Source organism: Paraburkholderia sp. OAS925 (assembly GCF_040543975.1).
GTDB classification, from domain to species: domain Bacteria; phylum Pseudomonadota; class Gammaproteobacteria; order Burkholderiales; family Burkholderiaceae; genus Paraburkholderia; species Paraburkholderia graminis.
The window spans coordinates 1,056,914-1,073,642 of sequence record NZ_JBEUNO010000002.1 but is presented as its reverse complement, the minus strand read 5'-3'; the positions used below and the strand labels follow the sequence as shown (position 1 = coordinate 1,073,642).

The window sequence follows — 16,729 nt, the reverse complement described above, 5'->3', positions numbered from 1 at the left end:
CGCGCGAAGATTAAGTCTGAAAGACGAAAGGCCGTTGCCGCTTATAAGCGGCAACGGCCTTTTTTCATTCAGCAAACGCACCCGCCTCCAAACACTCCGAATCGCCCGTCAAGCCACGCCGTGCTGCTTGAACCAGGTGAGCGCGCGGCGCCAGCCATCTTCGGCATCGGCCTTCTTGTAGCTCGGCCGATAATCCGCGAAGAACGCATGGCCCGCATCGTCGTAGACAACGAACTGCGAACCGCGCGCGACGTTCGGCCCTTGCGCGATCGCCTGCTTCATCTGCTCGAGCGATTCCTGCGGAATGCTCTGATCCTGCAAGCCGTAAAGACCGAGCACCGGCGCGTGAAGATCGGCCACGCGGTCGAGCGGATTCGCCGGGTTGGTGGCCGTGTGATCGCCGGCTACGCGCCCATACCACGCGACCGCCGCCTTCAGCCGCGGCTCGTGCTCGGCATACAGCCAGGCCATGCGGCCGCCCCAGCAAAAGCCCGTCACACCGAGGCGCTTCAGATCGCCGCCGTGCTCGCCGGCCCATGCAACGGTCGCGTCGAGATCGGCCAGCGCCTGGTCGTCCGGCACTTTGTTGAGGATCTGCTGACTGATCTGCGCAATGGTCGGCAGCGCCATCGGATCGCCTTCGCGGACAAACAGATCCGGCGCAATGGCCAGATAGCCGAGTTTGGCGAAGCGCCGGCAAACGTCGGCGATATGCTCATGCACGCCGAACGCCTCGTGAATCACGATGATCACCGGCAGATGCGTCTTGCCCTTCGGCTGCGCGCGATAGGCGGGCACCAGCGTGCCGCCCGAGCGCACGGCAATTTCGCCGGCCTCGAGACCTTCGCTATCGGTATGGATGGTTTGCGCCGACACCGGCAACACCGCAGCCGCGAAGCCGGTGCCGAGTGCGGCCTTGATGAAGGTGCGTCGATTGAAGGGAACGTGCGGGGCGAGGCTGTCGACATCGGGGTTCAGCATGCGGGCGCTCCTCGTTGAACGGTGGAGGCAACAGGATACGCCTCACGCGTGTCCCGTTGCAGATCCGAACATGCGAACATGCAACCACGCGCGAACGTGCGGACAGCGACATGCCGCGCAGTCAGTGCAGCTTGACCCGCGGCAACGTGGTGCGCCGCAGCCAGTGCGCGAACGTGTCGAGCACCATGCGCGCATAGCCGTGCAGCGCGGCGATATGCAGCCGGTACAGCGACATGTACATGAAGCGCGCGAACAGCCCTTCAATCAGCATATTGCCGCCGATCACCCCGCCCATCAGATTGCCGACCGCGCTGAAGTGCCCGAGCGACACGAGCGAGCCGAAGTCGCGATACGTGAACTCGGGCAGCGGCCGGTTCTCGAGCCGCGCCGCCAGCGCCTTCAACAGAAAGCTCGCCTGCTGATGCGCGGCCTGCGCGCGCGGCGGCACATTCTTCTCGTTGCCCGGCCACGGACACGCCGCGCAATCGCCGAGCGCGAACACGTTGTCGTCGATTTCGGTTTGCAGCGTGCGGCGCACGTTGAGTTGACCAAGCCGGTTGACGGGCAGGCCGTCGAGCTGGCTCAGGATAGCGGGCGCCTTGATGCCCGCCGCCCACACGGTCAGATCGGCGCGCACTGTTTTGCCGCTCGCCGTGCGGATGATGCCGGGCGCGACCTCGGCCACCGTTTCGCTCGTCATCAGCCTGACGCCGAGCTTGGTCAGCAATTCGGCCGTTGCCGTCGACACGCGCTCCTGCAAGGCCGGCAAAATGCGCGGCCCCGCTTCGATCAATACAATGCCCACGTCATGCCGCGGATCGAGCTTGTGCAGACCGTACGCCGACAACACCTGCGCCGTGTTGCGCAATTCCGCCGACAGTTCGACGCCAGTCGCGCCGCCGCCGACAATCGCCACCTGAATGCGCGGCTCGGTTGAAGGCGACGTGCCCGGTCCCGACTCGACCGGTTCATGCGCCTGATGCTCGGCCCGCATGCAAGCCGCGATAAGACGCTTGCGAAAGCGCTCGGCCTGGCTGACGGTGTCGAGTGCAAGGGAGAATTCCGGCGCGCCTTTCACGCCGAAGAATGCGGTCGTGCTGCCGATCGCGATGATCAGCGTGTCGTACTCGAGCTGGCGTACGGGCAGCAGTTCGGCGCCGTCGTCGTCGAGTACGGTGCCGAGCGTGAGGCGCTTGTTCGCGCGATCGAGTCCCGTCAGCTCGCCCTGCTGAAACTCGAAGCCATGCCAGCGCGCTTGCGCCGCATATTCGAGTTCCTGCGTGAACGGGTCCATGCTGCCGGCCGCCACTTCATGCAACAGCGGCTTCCAGATATGCGTCGGGTTACGGTCGACGAGCGTGACCTGCGCACGCGTGCCCGCCTTGTTGTTGTGACCATAGCGATCGCCCAGGCGAGTTGCCAGCTCGAGTCCTCCTGCGCCTCCGCCAACGACGATAAAACGATGCATTGAACTCTCCGTATTTGCCGATGGGTTGTGCGTCGTAATCGCGCGCCGCGGGCACGCGTTCTTACCGATTGTCCGTGAGCCGCACGGGTTGTCACAAGCTGCCAATTTGCATGTGTGACATGCAAACGACGCTATTGCGCGCCGTCACACCTGCGTCAATGCGCTTCCTCCCAGTTGAGCCCCGCGCCGACTTCCGCGACCAGCGGCACTTTCAGCGCGGCGACGCCGCACATCAACTCCGGCAGACGCTTGCGCACGTCGGACAGTTCTTCGTCGGGTACTTCGAGGATCAGTTCGTCGTGCACCTGCATGATCATGCGCGTGCCGATGTTCGATTCTTCGATCCACTTCTGCACGGCGATCATCGAGAGCTTGATGAGGTCGGCGGCCGTGCCTTGCATCGGCGCGTTAATCGCCGCGCGTTCGGCGGCCTGACGACGCGGACCGTTGCCGCCGTTGATTTCCGGCAGCCACAGCCGTCGGCCGAAAACGGTCTCGACGTAACCCTTGGCTTTCGCGCTCAAGCGCGTCTCGTCCATATAACGCGCGACGCCCGGATAACGTGCGAAATAGCGGTCGATATAAAGCTTGGCGGCATCGCGCGTAATGCCGAGATTCGACGCGAGGCCGAACGAGCTCATGCCGTAGATCAGGCCGAAGTTGATGACCTTCGCCACGCGCCGCTGATCGTTCGACACTTCGAGCGGCGTCACGCTGAAAATTTCCGCGGCGGTCGCGCGGTGAATGTCTTCACCTTCCGAGAAGGCGCGTAGCAACGATTCGTCGCCGGAAATGTGCGCCATGATGCGCAGTTCGATTTGCGAGTAATCCGCGGAAACGAGCTTGTGTCCCGGCGGCGCAATGAAGGCTTCGCGAATGCGGCGGCCTTCGCCGGTGCGCACAGGAATGTTCTGCAGGTTCGGATCGTTCGACGCAAGACGCCCCGTGACCGCGACGGCCTGCGCATAGTTCGTGTGCACGCGGCCCGTGCTTGCGTTGACCATGCGCGGCAGCTTGTCGGTGTACGTGGACTTCAGCTTCGACAAGCCGCGATGTTCGAGCAGAATCTTGGGCAACGGATAATCTTCGGCGAGCTTTTGCAGCACTTCTTCGTCCGTCGAAGGCGCGCCGCTCGGCGTTTTCTTCACGACCGGCAACTCGAGTCGTTCGAAGAAGATCTGGCCAATCTGCTTCGGCGAACCGAGGTTGAATTCGCCGCCGGCGAGCACATATGCCTCGCTCTCCAACTGGATAAGCCGCGTTGCAATTTCGCTGCTTTGCTGACGCAACTTTTCCGCGTCGATCAAAACGCCGCTGCGCTCCATCTTGCGCAAAACGCGCGACGTGGGCACTTCGATGTCGCGATACACATGCTCGAGCGTTTCTTCCGCCGCGAGCTGCGGATACAGCGTTTGATGCAGACGCAACGTGATGTCGGCGTCTTCGGCTGCGTATTCGGCGGCCTTGTCGAGCGCGACTTCGTCGAAACCGATTTGCTGCGCGCCCTTGCCCGCGACGTCTTCATACTTGATCGTCTTGATGCCGAGATGGCGCAGCGCGAGGTTGTCCATGTCATGCGGACGATGCGATTCCAGCACGTACGATTGCAGCAGCGTGTCGTGTTCGACGCCGCGCATTTCAATGCCGTAATTGGCGAGCACCTGTTCGTCGTACTTCAGATGCTGACCGACCTTCTTGTGCTCCGCGCTTTCGAGCCACGGCTTGAGCTTCGCGAGCACTTCATCGCGCGGCAGTTGCACGGGCGCATCCGGGCCGCGATGCGCGACCGGCACATAAGCCGCATGACCTGCCTCAACCGAGAACGACAGGCCCACGATTTGCGCGACCATCGGATCGAGCGACGTGGTTTCCGTATCGAACGAAGTGATCTCCGCTGTGTTGATCTTTTGCAGCCACGCGTCGAATTGCTCCCACGTCTGCACGGTTTCGTAGTGCCGTTCGTGATCGACGGTGAGCGCCGGCGGCACGTCGGTTTCCGGACCTTCGACCGCATCGGCAATTTCCACCTCGCGCAGCCAGGTCTTGAAGCCGTGGCGCGTGAACACGTCGCGCAATTCCTCCCGCGATTCCGGGCGGCTCTGCAAATTTTCCTCGATCGACGCGATATGTTCGGTCAGATCGCAATTGCGTTCGACGGTGACGAGCTTGCGCGCCATCGGCAGAAAGTCGAGCGCGCGTCGCAGATTGTCTCCTACCGCACCTTTGATCTCGTCCGCATGTGCGACGATGCCATCCAGCGACTCATATTGCGTCAGCCATTTGAGCGCGGTTTTCGGCCCGCATTTCTCGACGCCCGGCACGTTGTCGACGGTATCGCCGATCAACGACAGGTAGTCGACAATGCGCTCCGGCGGCACGCCGAATTTGGCGAGCACGCCGGCACGGTCGAGCTTTTCGTTGGTCATCGTATTGATGAGGGTGACATGATCCGACACGAGCTGCGCCAGATCCTTGTCACCAGTCGACACGATCACGTTCATGCCGCGCTTTTCCGCCTCGGTGGAAAGCGTGCCGATCACGTCGTCGGCTTCCACGCCGTCGATCATCAGAAGCGGCCAGCCGAGCGCGCGCACGGCCACGTGAATCGGCTCGATTTGCCGCGACAGATCGTCCGGCATGGAGGGACGATTCGCCTTATAGTCGGGATACCAGTCGTCGCGAAACGTTTTGCCCTTGGCGTCGAACACGCACGCGCTATACTCTGCTGTGACTTCCTTGCGCATGCGCCGCAGCATGTTGATCATCCCATAGAGCGCACCCGTGGGACCACCGTCGGGCCCGCGCAGATCAGGCATCGCATGGTAGGCCCGGTACAGATAACTCGAACCGTCGACCAATAGCAGGGTCTTACCTTCAAGGCTTCGTTCTTCAGGCATTATGACTAAGAGAAAAGTGATTCCGAGTCTGCGATCACTCGCAGATCAAGAGCGCGCAACGGCAAAAAAGGCCCGCGCATCGTGGCAGATGTTCACGATTATGGCAGAGTTTATTGAGGCGACCGAGTACCTCTCGGAGATTCGCCCGGCTGTCAGCATCTATGGTTCAGCGCGCCTGAAACCGAACTCGCCGTATTACAAACTCGCCACGCAAATCGCGCGCAAGCTGTCGGATGCGGGCTTCGCCGTGATCTCCGGCGGCGGCCCCGGCATCATGGAAGCCGCGAATAAAGGCGCGCATGCAGGCAAGGCGCCTTCGGTTGGCCTCAACATCGAGTTGCCGCACGAGCAATCGGGCAATCAGTGGCAAGACATCTCGCTGCGCTTTCGTCACTTCTTCACGCGCAAGGTCACGTTCGTCAAGAACTCCGACGCAGTGATCGTCATGCCCGGCGGTTTCGGCACGTTGGACGAACTCGCCGAAGTGCTCACGCTCATTCAAACCAAGAAGTCGCGCCACGTGCCGATCATTCTGGTCGGCGCTGAGTTCTGGGAAGGTCTGCTTGCGTGGTTCAAGAATTCGCTCACGCCAATGGGTCTCATCAATCCGACCGACATCGACCTGATGCAGGTGATCGACGATCCGGACCAGGTGCTCGAAGCGGTGTTGAAGTTCTACGAAGATCGCGAAGGCGCCGAGCCGCAGCCGACCAAGTCGGAAGAAGACCGGATGTTCTATCTGTAACGCAAGCACGCGGAAGCGTTAAAAAAGCGGGCAGCCTTTGTGCTGCCCGTTTTGCGTTTGTGCTTCATGTTTAATGTTTAACGGCCTACGTCTGCGCCTGCACCTGCATTTGCATCTCGTCCGTCTGATCGCCTTGCGCCTGCAACCATTCGCAGAATTGCGCGACGAGCGGCGCATTCGCGACCTCCCTGCGTGCGACCCACCAATAGCCGCGCGCGTCGATCCGCGGTCCGGCGAGCGGCACGACGAGCCGGCCCGACGCGAGTTCGTCGGCGAGCAGCGGCAATGGGCCGAGCGCCACGCCGAGTCCATCCACCGCGGCCTGCAACGCCAGATAGAAGTGATCGAACGATTGCTTTTTGCGGCACTTGGCCGTCACGCCCGCCGCTGATAACCAGTTGCTCCACGCATCGGGCCGCGTGTCCGAATGCAGCAGCACATGCCGCGCGAGATCGTCCGCGATTCGGATCGGCGAGCGCTGCAGCAACGCGGGACTGCATACGGGCAGCTCGCTCTCGCCGAGAAAATGGCCGCTCACGCAGTTCGCCCAATGCGCGGGACCGCGCCGCACCGCGACGTCGAAACTGTCCAATGTCTCGACGGGCGCATTCGACGTTGCGAGCCGCAGTTCGGCGTTGGGCACCTTGCGCTGGAACTGATGCAGGCGCGGCAGCAGCCACTTCATCGCGAACGTCGGCAGCGCATTCACGCGCAGCACGTGCACGACGCCGGTGTCGCGCAACTGGTCGGTGGCGTGCGCGATGCTGTCGAACGCGGCTTGCACCGTCGACAGATAGCGGCGGCCGTCGGCCGTCAGCCGCACACGCTTGCCGTGACGCTGGAACACCTGCACGCCGAGCCAGGACTCGAACGCGGCGACCTGCCGGCTGATTGCACCGTGAGTCACATGCAGCTCGTTCGCGGCGGCGCTGAAGCTTTCGTGACGCGCCGCAGCTTCAAAGGCGCGCAGCGCGGGGAAGGGAGGAAGATTGCGAGCCATGCTTGTGATTGTAGGTCACAAGGCGCGGCGCAAAAATCGTTTTGTCGCGCGGCGGTTCGGCGCTAACCTTCTGAGCTTGAACTGGAAGCGAAGCGCCATGGACCACAACCTCACCTCACTCGATTCCGCCACGGGCCCGAAGCCCACCGTGCGGGAAATTTTTAGCGGCTTTCTCGGCCTGGGCCTGATCTCGTTCGGCGGCGCGTTGCCGCTCGCGCGCCGCGCGCTCGTCGAGCAACGCCGCTGGTTGAGCGCCGAAGACTTCACCGATCTGCTCGGCCTCTGCCAGTTCCTGCCAGGCGGCAATGTGATCAATCTTTCGGTCGCCGTTGGCATGCGCTTTCGCGGAATTGCGGGCGCGCTTGCCGGATTGCTTGGGTTGATCGCTGGGCCGTCGCTGGTCGTGATCGGTCTGGGCGTGCTGTACGAACGCACGCAAGACGACCCGCATGTGCGCCATCTGTTCGCGGGGCTTGCGGCTGCCGCGGCGGGCCTCCTGATTTCGATGGCGATAAAAATCGTGCTGCCGTTGCGCAATAAACCGATGGCCGCGCTGATCGCCGCGCTCGGCTTCATCGCGATTGCGATCATGCGGCTGCCGCTCCTGCCTACCATGCTGGTGCTGACGCCGCTCAGCATCTACGTTGCATCGAGGAACGCGCAATGAACGACACGCTGATTTCCCTCGCGATCATTTTCAGCCAGCTTTCGCTGCTCGCATTCGGCGGCGGGAACACCATTCTTCCGGAGATGCAGCGTCAGGTGGTCGAGGTGCATCACTGGATGCCGGCCAGCGAATTCAGCGCGCTGTTCGCGCTCGCGCAAGCCGCGCCGGGGCCGAACCTGATGATCGTCACATTGATCGGATGGCACGTGGCCGGTTGGCCGGGCATGCTGGTCACGTCGATTGCGAAGTTCGGGCCGTCGTCGATCGTGACGATATTCGCGCTGCACGCGTGGGACCGTTTCAAGGACCGCCCGTGGCGGCGTTACGCGCAAGTCGGACTCGTGCCGGTGACGGCCGGCATCGTCGCGGCGAGCGCGGCGCTGATTGCGCAAGCGTCGGATTCGACGGCGATCGCATGGGCAATTACCGCGTTGACCGCGGCGGTCGCGTTGAAGACGCGCATTCATCCGCTGTGGCTGCTGGCCGCCGGGAGCTTGATCGGGCTTACGGGCTTCGGGCAGTAAGGCGGGTTGCGGTCGCGGTTGCAAACGCAGAAGCGCGCAGCGAAAACCACTGCGCGCTCCCGAAAACGCCGCGTTACTGAAACGCCACTTCCGCGAAACTGCGCAGCTTGCGGCTATGCAAACGATGCAGCCCATTCTCGCGCAAAAGCTCCATCGCCTTCACGCCGATTTGCAGATGCTGATCGACCTGCGCGCGATAAAACTGGTCCGCCATGCCGGGCAGTTTGAGTTCACCGTGCAGCGGTTTATCGGACACGCATAGCAAGGTCCCGTAAGGCACACGGAAACGGAACCCGTTCGCGGCGATCGTCGCGCTCTCCATATCCAATGCAATCGCGCGGCTTTGCGACAGCCGTTGCACCGGCTCACGATGATCGCGCAACTCCCAATTACGGTTGTCCACACTCGCGACCGTGCCCGTGCGCATCACGCGCTTGAGTTCCACACCGTCGAGTTGCGTGACCTGCGCGACCGCGCGCTCGAGCGCGACCTGCACTTCGGCGAGCGCCGGAATCGGCACCCACAGCGGCAAATCGGCGTCGAGTACATGGTCTTCGCGCACATAACCGTGCGCGAGCACATAGTCGCCCAGACGCTGCGTATTGCGCAGACCCGCGCAGTGGCCAAGCATGATCCACGCATGCGGACGCAGCACGGCGATGTGATCGGTGATGGTCTTCGCGTTCGACGGCCCCACGCCGATGTTGATCATCGTGATGCCGCTGCCGTCCGCGCGCTTCAGGTGATACGCGGGCATCTGCGGTAGACGCGGCGGCGCCGTGCCTTCCTGCGCCTGCTCGCCGAGATTCTCGTTGTACATGACGACATCGCCCGGTTCGACGAACGACGTGTATTCGCTGCGATAGGCGCGCAGTTCCTCGTCGTCGGTATGGGCCATCATCGTGCGGCCCAGCTTGACGAACTCGTCGATATAAAACTGATAGTTCGTGTACAGCACGTAGTTCTGGCAATGCGTCGGCGAAGTCGCCGTGTAATGCTTCAGCCGATGCAGCGAGAAATCGACGCGCGCCGCCGTGAAGAGCGCGAGCGGATGCGGATCGCCAGCCAACGGCTCATACGTACCGTTGACGATGCGGTCGTCGAGCAGCGCGAGGTCCGGCGTGTCGAACACGTCGCGCATCAGGAACAGACGCTCGCGATCGAGATCGCCCTCGAGGTGAATGCCTTCGGCGAACGCGAAGTGAATCGGAATCGGCTGATCGGACACGCCGACTTCGATCTTCACATGATGGTTCTTCGCCAGCAGCCGCAATTGCTCGCGATAGTAGTTGCCGAACAGATCGGGCCGCGTCACCGTGGTCTCGAACACGCCAGGCCCCGCGACGAACCCATAGGAGCGGCGCGAATCGATATGCGTGTTCACTTCGGTGCAGACGCGCACGAACGGATAGCATGCGCGCACCCGCCGCTCGAACAGTTCGTTGCGGCGATAGCGCGCGAAGGCGTCGCGCAAAAAGGAGGTGTTCGCTTCGTAGATCGCCGACAGGCGGGTGACAGCTTCGGCAGCGTCGTCGAAGGATTCGGTCGGGAAGCTGTTCGCGGGAGTTTGCACCGCGCGTTGATTGGTATCGTTGTTCATCTTCGTTCGCCTCGATTGATGAGACGACATTACCACGGAACCCGTGATCGCCAAATGACCGCGCCGCGCGTCGACATGCGCCGCCGCGGCGTTCGCGCAATCGCGGACGCGTCGCGCGAAAGCGGCGCAAAATAAGGGATCGCGCCCGTGGCAGAGGTCTGGATTTGCTAGAATCGGGGCACCCTTCCGGAGAATCACCATGAAGCCGCTCCTTCCCGTCGCCGTTGCACTGGCCCTTGCCTTTGGCAACGCCGCGATGGCTGCTCAGCCTGTCGACGCCACGCCGCCTCCAGGCGCGCCGCAGTCCGCCAACGAACGCGCCGGTCTGCCCGACCTTGACAAGATCAACCGGCCGGCCGCCGAGGTCAGTTCGAAGGTCGAGATCAACGTCCCGCGCACGCCGAGCTTTTACGAGCGCAGCGCGAACGGCACCGAAATCACCGAATACCGCGACAAGGGCAAGCCGGTCGAAATCAATGTGCATTCGAACCTCGGCACGCGCTATCAGATGAGTGCGCCGCTCGACACGTCGCCATCCGTGCGCGACAACGGTCGCGCGAGCACGCGCTTGCCGTCGGTGAATCTGAGGTACTGATGAATCGCGGGGCAGTGGCCTCGCCCCGCTTTTGCCAACGCGCGCGTGGATATGGCGTCGCGAAGTTGGCCGCCTGACCGCTTGTGCGGCTTCCGCTGCTTTAGCCGCTGTAACCGTTTCGATGCCGCTGTTGCCGTGAATCCCGCTGCCGTTTGCGGACCCGCTGTTCGCGCGTTCGCCACTGCCTTGACCACCGCACGTATGTTGCTGGCCGCACCGCGCCAGCCCGACCAACCTGATCCGACGTTCCCCGCATGGCTGTCTTCACCGCTGTCACCGAATCCCAACTTGCAGAATGGATGCGCCATTACGATCTCGGCGACGTCGTCGAATTTCGCGGCATCACATCCGGCATCGAAAACAGCAATTTTTTTCTGACGACGACGCGCGGCGAATACGTCCTCACCATTTTTGAAAAGCTCACGGCCGGGCAGTTGCCGTTCTATCTGAACCTGATGCGCCATCTGGCGGCGCACCGCGTACCCGTGCCGGACCCGATGCCGCGCGAGGACGGCTCGCTGTTCGGCATGCTGCACGGCAAGCCCGCGGCGATCGTGACGAAACTGGAAGGTGCGCCCGAGCTCGCGCCGGGCGTCGAACACTGCATCGAAGTCGGCCAGATGCTGGCGCGCATGCATCTCGCTGGGCGCGATTACAGCGGCTATCAGCCGAATCTGCGCAGCCTGCCGTGGTGGAAGGAAACCGTGCCGACCATCGTGCCGTTTCTCGAAGGCGAGCAGCGTGAACTGCTGTCGTCGGAACTCGCGTATCAGGAAGCGTTCTTCGCATCCGCCGATTACGCGGCGCTGCCCGAAGGCCCGTGCCACGCCGATCTGTTCCGCGACAACGCGATGTTCGCGCACGCCGCGCCCGACACCGGCCACGAAGTGCGGCTCGGCGGCTTCTTCGATTTTTACTTCGCCGGCTGCGACAAGTGGCTGTTCGACGTCGCGGTGACGGTGAACGACTGGTGCGTGGACCTCGCCACCGGCAAGCTCGATCACGCGCGTACCGAGGCGATGCTGCGCGCGTATCAGACCGTGCGTCCTTTCACCGTCGAGGAAAACCATCATTGGGGCGACATGCTGCGGGCGGGCGCGTACCGTTTCTGGGTGTCGCGCCTGTATGATTTTTATTTGCCGCGCGCGGCCGAGTTGCTCAAGCCGCACGACCCCGGCCATTTCGAGCGCATTCTGCGCGAGCGCCTGTCCGGCGTCGCACTTCCTGGCATCCATACCTCATGCAACTGATCGAAGTCCCCGCGAAAACCGGCTATGTGTGGTTCCGGCAAGGCATCTGGCTGTTCCGCAAGAATCCGCTCGCGTTCCTGACGCTCTTCTTCACCTATCTGCTGGTGATGACGCTCGTCGCGCAAATTCCGCTGATCGGCAGCGTTTTGCCGCTCGCGTTCATTCCCGGCGTCGCGGTCGGCTTCATGGCCGCGTGCCGCAACACGATCGCCGGCAAGCCGGTGTTCCCGACGATTCTCGCGGACGGTTTCCGTTCCTACGGCTCGGTAGTCGCGCGCCGGCTGATCGTGCTCGGCGTGTTCTATGTGATCGCGATGGCGCTGGTGCTGGCGGGCTCGGCGCTCGCCGACGGCGGCATGCTGCTCAAGGTGATGCTCGGCGCGGCCGGCGCAATGGACCCCGAGGCGATGGCCAATAGCAATATGCCGCTTGCCGTGGTCACGGCCTTCGCGTTCTACATTCCGGTGGCCATGCTTTTCTGGTTCTCGCCGATTCTTGCTGCCTGGCATGACGTGCCGCCCATCAAGGCGATGTTCTTCAGCCTCGTTAGTTGCTGGCGCAACCGCGGCGCGTTTGTCGTGTTCGGCGCGCTGTGGTTCGCGGTGGCGACAACCGTATCGCTCGGCTTGTCAGTGCTGATGCAGGCGCTCGGCGCCGGCGACTTCGCGTTCGCCGTGCTCATGCCGGCCACGATGATCGTCACGACCATGCTGTATTGCTCGTTCTACGCGACATATCGCGGCTGCTACGGCGTACAGGCGCCGCAGACGCCCGATCTGCCGAGCACACCGGCGACCTGAGGGCGCCGCGCGTCCGTCGTGAACGACACTTTCGACACCGCGCTGGTCTGGTTCCGCCGCGACCTGCGCACCACCGACCACGCCGCGCTGTACCACGCGCTCAAACACTGCGAGCGCGTCTGGTGCGTGTTCGTGTTCGATACGACGATCCTGCAACCGCTCGTCGACACATGGCAGGCCCGCCATCCGGGTGCGCCGGCGCAAGACCGGCGCGTCGAGTTCATTCTTGCGTCGCTGCGCGAACTGGACGACGCGCTGCGCGAGCAAGGCGGTGGTCTCATCGTGTTATACGGCGATCCGGCGGATCTCGTGCCGAAACTGGCCGACGAGCTTCGCGTCGACGCGGTGTTTGCGAACCACGACTACGAACCCGCCGCGATCGAGCGAGACGAGACCGTGCGCGAGCGGCTCGCCGAAGCGGGCCGCGCGTGCCTGACGTTCAAGGACCAGGTGATCTTCGAGCGCGCGGAATTGCTGACCGGCCAGAACAAGCCGTTCACGGTGTTCACGCCATACAAAAATGCCTGGCTCAAGCAGTTGACGGGCTTCTATCTGAAGCCCTACCCGGTCGAAACTTACGCGAATCACCTCGCCGCGCTGCCGCCGCAACTGAACAGCCAGTTACCGACGCTCGAGCAACTCGGCTTCGCGCCGGGCAACCTCGCGGAACTGGACTTGCCTACGGGCATGAGCGGCGCACAGCGTCTGCTTGACGACTTCGTGACGCGAATCGCCAGCTACGCCGAGCGGCGCGATTTTCCGGCGGCCAGGGGGCCGAGCTACTTGTCGGTGCATCTGCGCTTCGGCACGGTGTCGATCCGCACGCTCGCGCGACTCGCTCACGAGATATCGCTGCAGCCGGATGGCCTGGGAGCGGCGACGTGGTTGTCGGAACTCATCTGGCGGGATTTTTACTTCATGATCCTGTCGCATCACCCGAGGCTTGCGGGCGGCGCATCGTTCAAGCAGGAATATGACGCGCTGCGCTGGGAGCAAGGCCCGGCAGCGGATGCCGCGTTCGCCGCATGGTGCGAAGGCCGCACGGGCTACCCGCTGATCGACGCGGCGATGCTGCAACTGAACCGCACCGGCTACATGCACAATCGCCTGCGCATGGTGACGGCGAGTTTTCTGGTCAAGGATCTGGGTATCGACTGGCGGCGCGGCGAACGCTATTTCGCCGACCAATTGAACGACTACGACTTCGCAGCGAATAACGGCGGCTGGCAGTGGGCGGCGTCGACGGGATGCGATGCTCAGCCCTATTTCCGCATCTTCAATCCGATCACGCAGTCGGAGAAATTCGATGCCGACGGGCGGTTCATCAAGCGCTATTTGCCGCAGCTCGCGAAGTTGCCGGCCAAATGGGTTCATGCGCCGTGGTTGGCTGGCGCGCAAAAACTGGCGGCGTTCGGCGTGGTGCTGGGCGAAGATTACCCGGCGCCGATCGTGGATCACGCGCAAGCAAGGGCGCGGACGTTGGCCCGATTCGGCAAGTGAGCACACGCTCACATGAAACTAACGATGCAGCCGGAGGATGGCTCGCTTCGGCTTAATTGAGTTCGAAAGCTCAAAAGCTTGAAAACTCGGGGGCAAAAGCAAAGTCGCTCAAGCCCCGCACCGGCGTCCTTCACTACCGCCGATGCTTCAACTGACGCGCAGCTTAGTGCTGGCTCATCCACGACGGCTGACGGAAGTTCGCTTCGCGATCCAGCTTGCGCATGCGGAATTCCAGGTCGTACAGGTCAGTGGCTTCGGCGAGGAACGCGTCAGCGCGTTCTTTGGCGAGTTGTTCGGGCGACTTCGTCAGAAACAGGAACAGGCGGCTAAGCAGGTACATGGTGAACCTCGGCAATGAGTGTTGGCGTTAGCTTGGTGTTAACGCCTAGGGGATAACCCCTATTATAGGGAAAACCCTAGGCGCGCGCCAGCATTCATTTTCGAAGTGTTGCTCGGATGTCACCGGGCCTGAGCGGACGCCTCGTCGGCGGTGCTTTCAACAACGCCCGCGCCCACTCGCCGTTGATGCTTGAAGAACTCCCACACCATTGCGCTCGCGTCCGGACCCTTGGACGAATGGAACGGCACGGCGTCGTCGCCGCCGGCCCACGCGTGCGCGAGTCCCTGCACGCGGCACAGGCGCACCACGCGCCGGCCGCTGCGGAAATAGTCGCGAATCGTCACGCCGCCTTTGCGCTCTTCGCGCAATTCGCCGGCTTTGCGCGCGCCCTTCGGATCGACCATCCGGTTCAGCCGCAGAAACTGGGTCGCGAGCTGGTCGGCGTTGACCGCCGCAACGACATGGTCGGCGTCGCCGTGAAGGATGATCGCCGGCATGCCCGGATAATTGGTGACGTCGGCCACTTCGTCGGCGAGTTCGACGGGATCGCGCCGTGCGCCGCGCCGCATCACGTCCATCGCCGTGATGCCCGAGCGGGCTTCGCCGAAAGCGGGGCCCGAATGCAGCGCGACCGCGGCGAAGCGCTCGGGATAACGCAGCGCGAGCAGCGCCGTCAGCCCGGCGCCGGCGGAAATGCCGGCGACATACACGCGCTCGCTGTCAAAGCCGTGCTGCACGATCAACGAATCGACGAGCGACGCCACCGCGCGCGCCTCGGCGCCGCCCGCGTTCTCGCCCGCGTCGTACCAATGCCAGCAACGGTGCGAGTGCGCGTGCTTCGATTGTTCGGGATAAACGACCGCAAAGCCGTAGCGATCCGCCAGCACGTTCATCCGTGTGCCTTGCGCGAATTCGTCGATGGACTGGGTGCAGCCGTGCAGCATCACGACGAGCGGCATGCTCTCGAGTGCGTGGCCCGACGGCACATACAGCCCATATTGGAGATGATTGACGAGCCGTCCCGGCGCCGCGGGCGCCGAATGAAACGAACGCGTCCACGCACCGCTCGCCCACGCGGCCGCGCGCGGACGCACCCGCGATTCGCGCGCGGCAGCGTGCGGCGTCTCGCGTTTGGCGGGAGTACGGAGCGCGGCGGACTTGAGCGGGCGAACTTTCGTCGACGGCTTGCTGGACGCCGGCCGGGCCGGGCGCGTCGTGGTGCGCTTGGTGGTCTTGTGGGCGTGCTCGCTCTGAATCGCCAGCAGGCGCTTAAGACCGCCGAGCCAGATCTTCGATAGACTTTTTGCCATCGGCGCAAAAACCTCGCAAAAAGGGGCAGGACTGCCGGGTGAAACCGGCTTCTTGTGCAATGCACAATAACATCAATCGAGCAGCGATGCAGAACGCGTCACGCGAATTCGCCGCCCCGTTTTTTTGCGATGAACCCGTGCGGTGACGACGCGCGCGCAGCGCTGCCGGCCCCTGTTGGCCACCTAACGTCCCGAAACAAAAAGGCTTTTCGTACGGCGCGAGCCGTCGATGGCCGCCGTCTATACTGGCGGTTGTCGCGCGCGTCGTCGATTTGCCCGGCTCGCGCGTTGCAGTCTGATATGAACGATTCTATGCGGCCCTGATCGCCTTTTCCGATGCCTGAATTGCCTGACTATCTGTGGTACTCCATCACCAGCCTGGGCGGTGCCGGGATGACGCTGCCGCTCGCGTTCGCCATCGCGCTGTGGCTCGCGGTCGGCTATACGTGGCGCATGGCGGCGGGCTGGCTGGTGCTGCTCGGCGCGGCGATCGGCGTCGTGACCGTCACGAAACTCGCGTTCCTCGGCTGGGGCGTCGGCGTGCGCGAGCTGGATTTCACGGGCGTCAGCGGCCACGCGATGCTGTCCACGGCGGTCTATCCCGTCGCGCTGTTCCTGATGCTGCTGTGGACGCGTCCACCGCTTCGCGTGCTCGGCGTTCTGCTCGGACTCGGGGCCGGCATGGCCGTGGGCGTGTCGCGCGTCGTGCTGAGCGCGCACTCGCCTTCGGAAGCGATCACCGGCTGTCTCGTCGGCGCCGTTGCCGCGCTGCTTTTCGTGCGGATGGCATGGAAGGCCCAGCCCGAGCGCCTTTCGGCGGTTCCGGTCGCGGTGAGCCTGATGGTGCTGGCGGTGCTGATGCACGGCGTGCACGTGCCGACGCAGCGCTGGGTGACGCACATCGCGCTGAAAGTGTCGGGGCATGACCGGCCCTTCATCCGCGCAAAATGGAAGGCCGTGCGCGATGTCCAGCCGGGCGCCGCGCCGGTCTCGCAGACGCGCGACACGCTCGCGCTCATCAGTTCTTCCCACGTTTAAACGCGTTTTCGCTC

15 protein-coding genes are annotated in these 16,729 nt (G+C 63.3%); 8 read left to right on the top strand and 7 right to left on the bottom strand.

Annotated features, from left to right (window positions below; all coding sequences use genetic code 11):
• Positions 1-108: 108 nt before the first annotated feature.
• The 3 genes from ABIE53_RS23615 to polA all read right to left on the bottom strand — a co-directional run bounded on the left by ABIE53_RS23615 (position 109) and on the right by polA (position 5,346).
• Positions 109-981, bottom strand: a complete 873-nt coding sequence (locus ABIE53_RS23615) for a dienelactone hydrolase family protein (protein WP_192700449.1) — start codon at positions 979-981, stop codon at positions 109-111.
• Positions 982-1,102: 121 nt separating this feature from the next.
• Complete coding sequence (locus ABIE53_RS23610) at positions 1,103-2,449, bottom strand: NAD(P)/FAD-dependent oxidoreductase (protein WP_192700450.1); 1,347 nt, start codon at positions 2,447-2,449, stop codon at positions 1,103-1,105.
• 155 nt (positions 2,450-2,604) lie between these two features.
• Positions 2,605-5,346, bottom strand: a complete 2,742-nt coding sequence (polA, locus tag ABIE53_RS23605) for a DNA polymerase I (RefSeq protein WP_029971444.1) — start codon at positions 5,344-5,346, stop codon at positions 2,605-2,607.
• Between the two features lies 1 nt (position 5,347).
• On the opposite strand from polA, the gene ABIE53_RS23600 reads away from it, so the two are divergent.
• Complete coding sequence (locus ABIE53_RS23600) at positions 5,348-6,091, top strand: LOG family protein (protein ID WP_013342013.1); 744 nt, start codon at positions 5,348-5,350, stop codon at positions 6,089-6,091.
• An 85-nt stretch (positions 6,092-6,176) separates the two neighbouring features.
• Here the strand turns inward: ABIE53_RS23600 and ABIE53_RS23595 are convergent, their stop codons facing one another.
• Positions 6,177-7,091, bottom strand: coding sequence for a transcriptional regulator GcvA (locus tag ABIE53_RS23595; RefSeq protein WP_006047644.1), 915 nt, complete (start codon positions 7,089-7,091; stop codon positions 6,177-6,179).
• A 97-nt stretch (positions 7,092-7,188) separates the two neighbouring features.
• Between ABIE53_RS23595 and ABIE53_RS23590 the strand changes: the two genes are divergently transcribed.
• Together ABIE53_RS23590 and ABIE53_RS23585 are read left to right on the top strand one after the other, a co-directional pair.
• Positions 7,189-7,758: a chromate transporter gene (locus ABIE53_RS23590; protein ID WP_006047643.1), complete on the top strand. Its 570-nt coding sequence runs from the start codon at positions 7,189-7,191 to the stop codon at positions 7,756-7,758.
• Positions 7,755-8,282, top strand: coding sequence for a chromate transporter (locus ABIE53_RS23585; protein WP_006047642.1), 528 nt, complete (start codon positions 7,755-7,757; stop codon positions 8,280-8,282). Before ABIE53_RS23590 ends, ABIE53_RS23585 begins: the two co-directional genes overlap by 4 nt.
• Positions 8,283-8,355: 73 nt before the next feature.
• Here ABIE53_RS23585 and ABIE53_RS23580 read toward each other — a convergent pair whose 3' ends face one another.
• Complete coding sequence (locus ABIE53_RS23580) at positions 8,356-9,882, bottom strand: AMP nucleosidase (protein WP_006047641.1); 1,527 nt, start codon at positions 9,880-9,882, stop codon at positions 8,356-8,358.
• A 199-nt stretch (positions 9,883-10,081) separates the two neighbouring features.
• On the opposite strand from ABIE53_RS23580, the gene ABIE53_RS23575 reads away from it, so the two are divergent.
• From ABIE53_RS23575 to ABIE53_RS23560, 4 genes are all read left to right on the top strand, one after another.
• Complete coding sequence (locus ABIE53_RS23575; protein ID WP_006047640.1) at positions 10,082-10,477, top strand: hypothetical protein; 396 nt, start codon at positions 10,082-10,084, stop codon at positions 10,475-10,477.
• Positions 10,478-10,731: 254 nt separating this feature from the next.
• On the top strand, positions 10,732-11,727 hold the full coding sequence (locus tag ABIE53_RS23570; protein ID WP_006047639.1) for a homoserine kinase: 996 nt from the start codon (positions 10,732-10,734) through the stop codon (positions 11,725-11,727).
• Entirely contained in the window at positions 11,718-12,527 is an 810-nt protein-coding gene (locus tag ABIE53_RS23565) for a BPSS1780 family membrane protein (RefSeq protein WP_006047638.1), read from the top strand. The genes ABIE53_RS23570 and ABIE53_RS23565 overlap by 10 nt, the downstream gene beginning before the upstream one ends.
• An 18-nt stretch (positions 12,528-12,545) precedes the next feature.
• Positions 12,546-14,027: a cryptochrome/photolyase family protein gene (locus ABIE53_RS23560; RefSeq protein ID WP_192700451.1), complete on the top strand. Its 1,482-nt coding sequence runs from the start codon at positions 12,546-12,548 to the stop codon at positions 14,025-14,027.
• A gap of 163 nt (positions 14,028-14,190) precedes the next feature.
• On the opposite strand, the gene ABIE53_RS23555 is transcribed toward ABIE53_RS23560, so the two are convergent.
• Positions 14,191-14,367, bottom strand: coding sequence for a DUF3563 family protein (locus ABIE53_RS23555; RefSeq protein WP_006047636.1), 177 nt, complete (start codon positions 14,365-14,367; stop codon positions 14,191-14,193).
• A gap of 119 nt (positions 14,368-14,486) precedes the next feature.
• Positions 14,487-15,677: an extracellular catalytic domain type 1 short-chain-length polyhydroxyalkanoate depolymerase gene (locus ABIE53_RS23550; RefSeq protein ID WP_192700452.1), complete on the bottom strand. Its 1,191-nt coding sequence runs from the start codon at positions 15,675-15,677 to the stop codon at positions 14,487-14,489.
• A 336-nt stretch (positions 15,678-16,013) separates the two neighbouring features.
• Between ABIE53_RS23550 and ABIE53_RS23545 the strand changes: the two genes are divergently transcribed.
• Positions 16,014-16,715 (top strand): phosphatase PAP2 family protein, encoded by a 702-nt coding sequence (locus tag ABIE53_RS23545; protein ID WP_192700453.1) that lies wholly within the window; start codon positions 16,014-16,016, stop codon positions 16,713-16,715.
• The last annotated feature ends 14 nt before the right edge of the window (positions 16,716-16,729 follow it).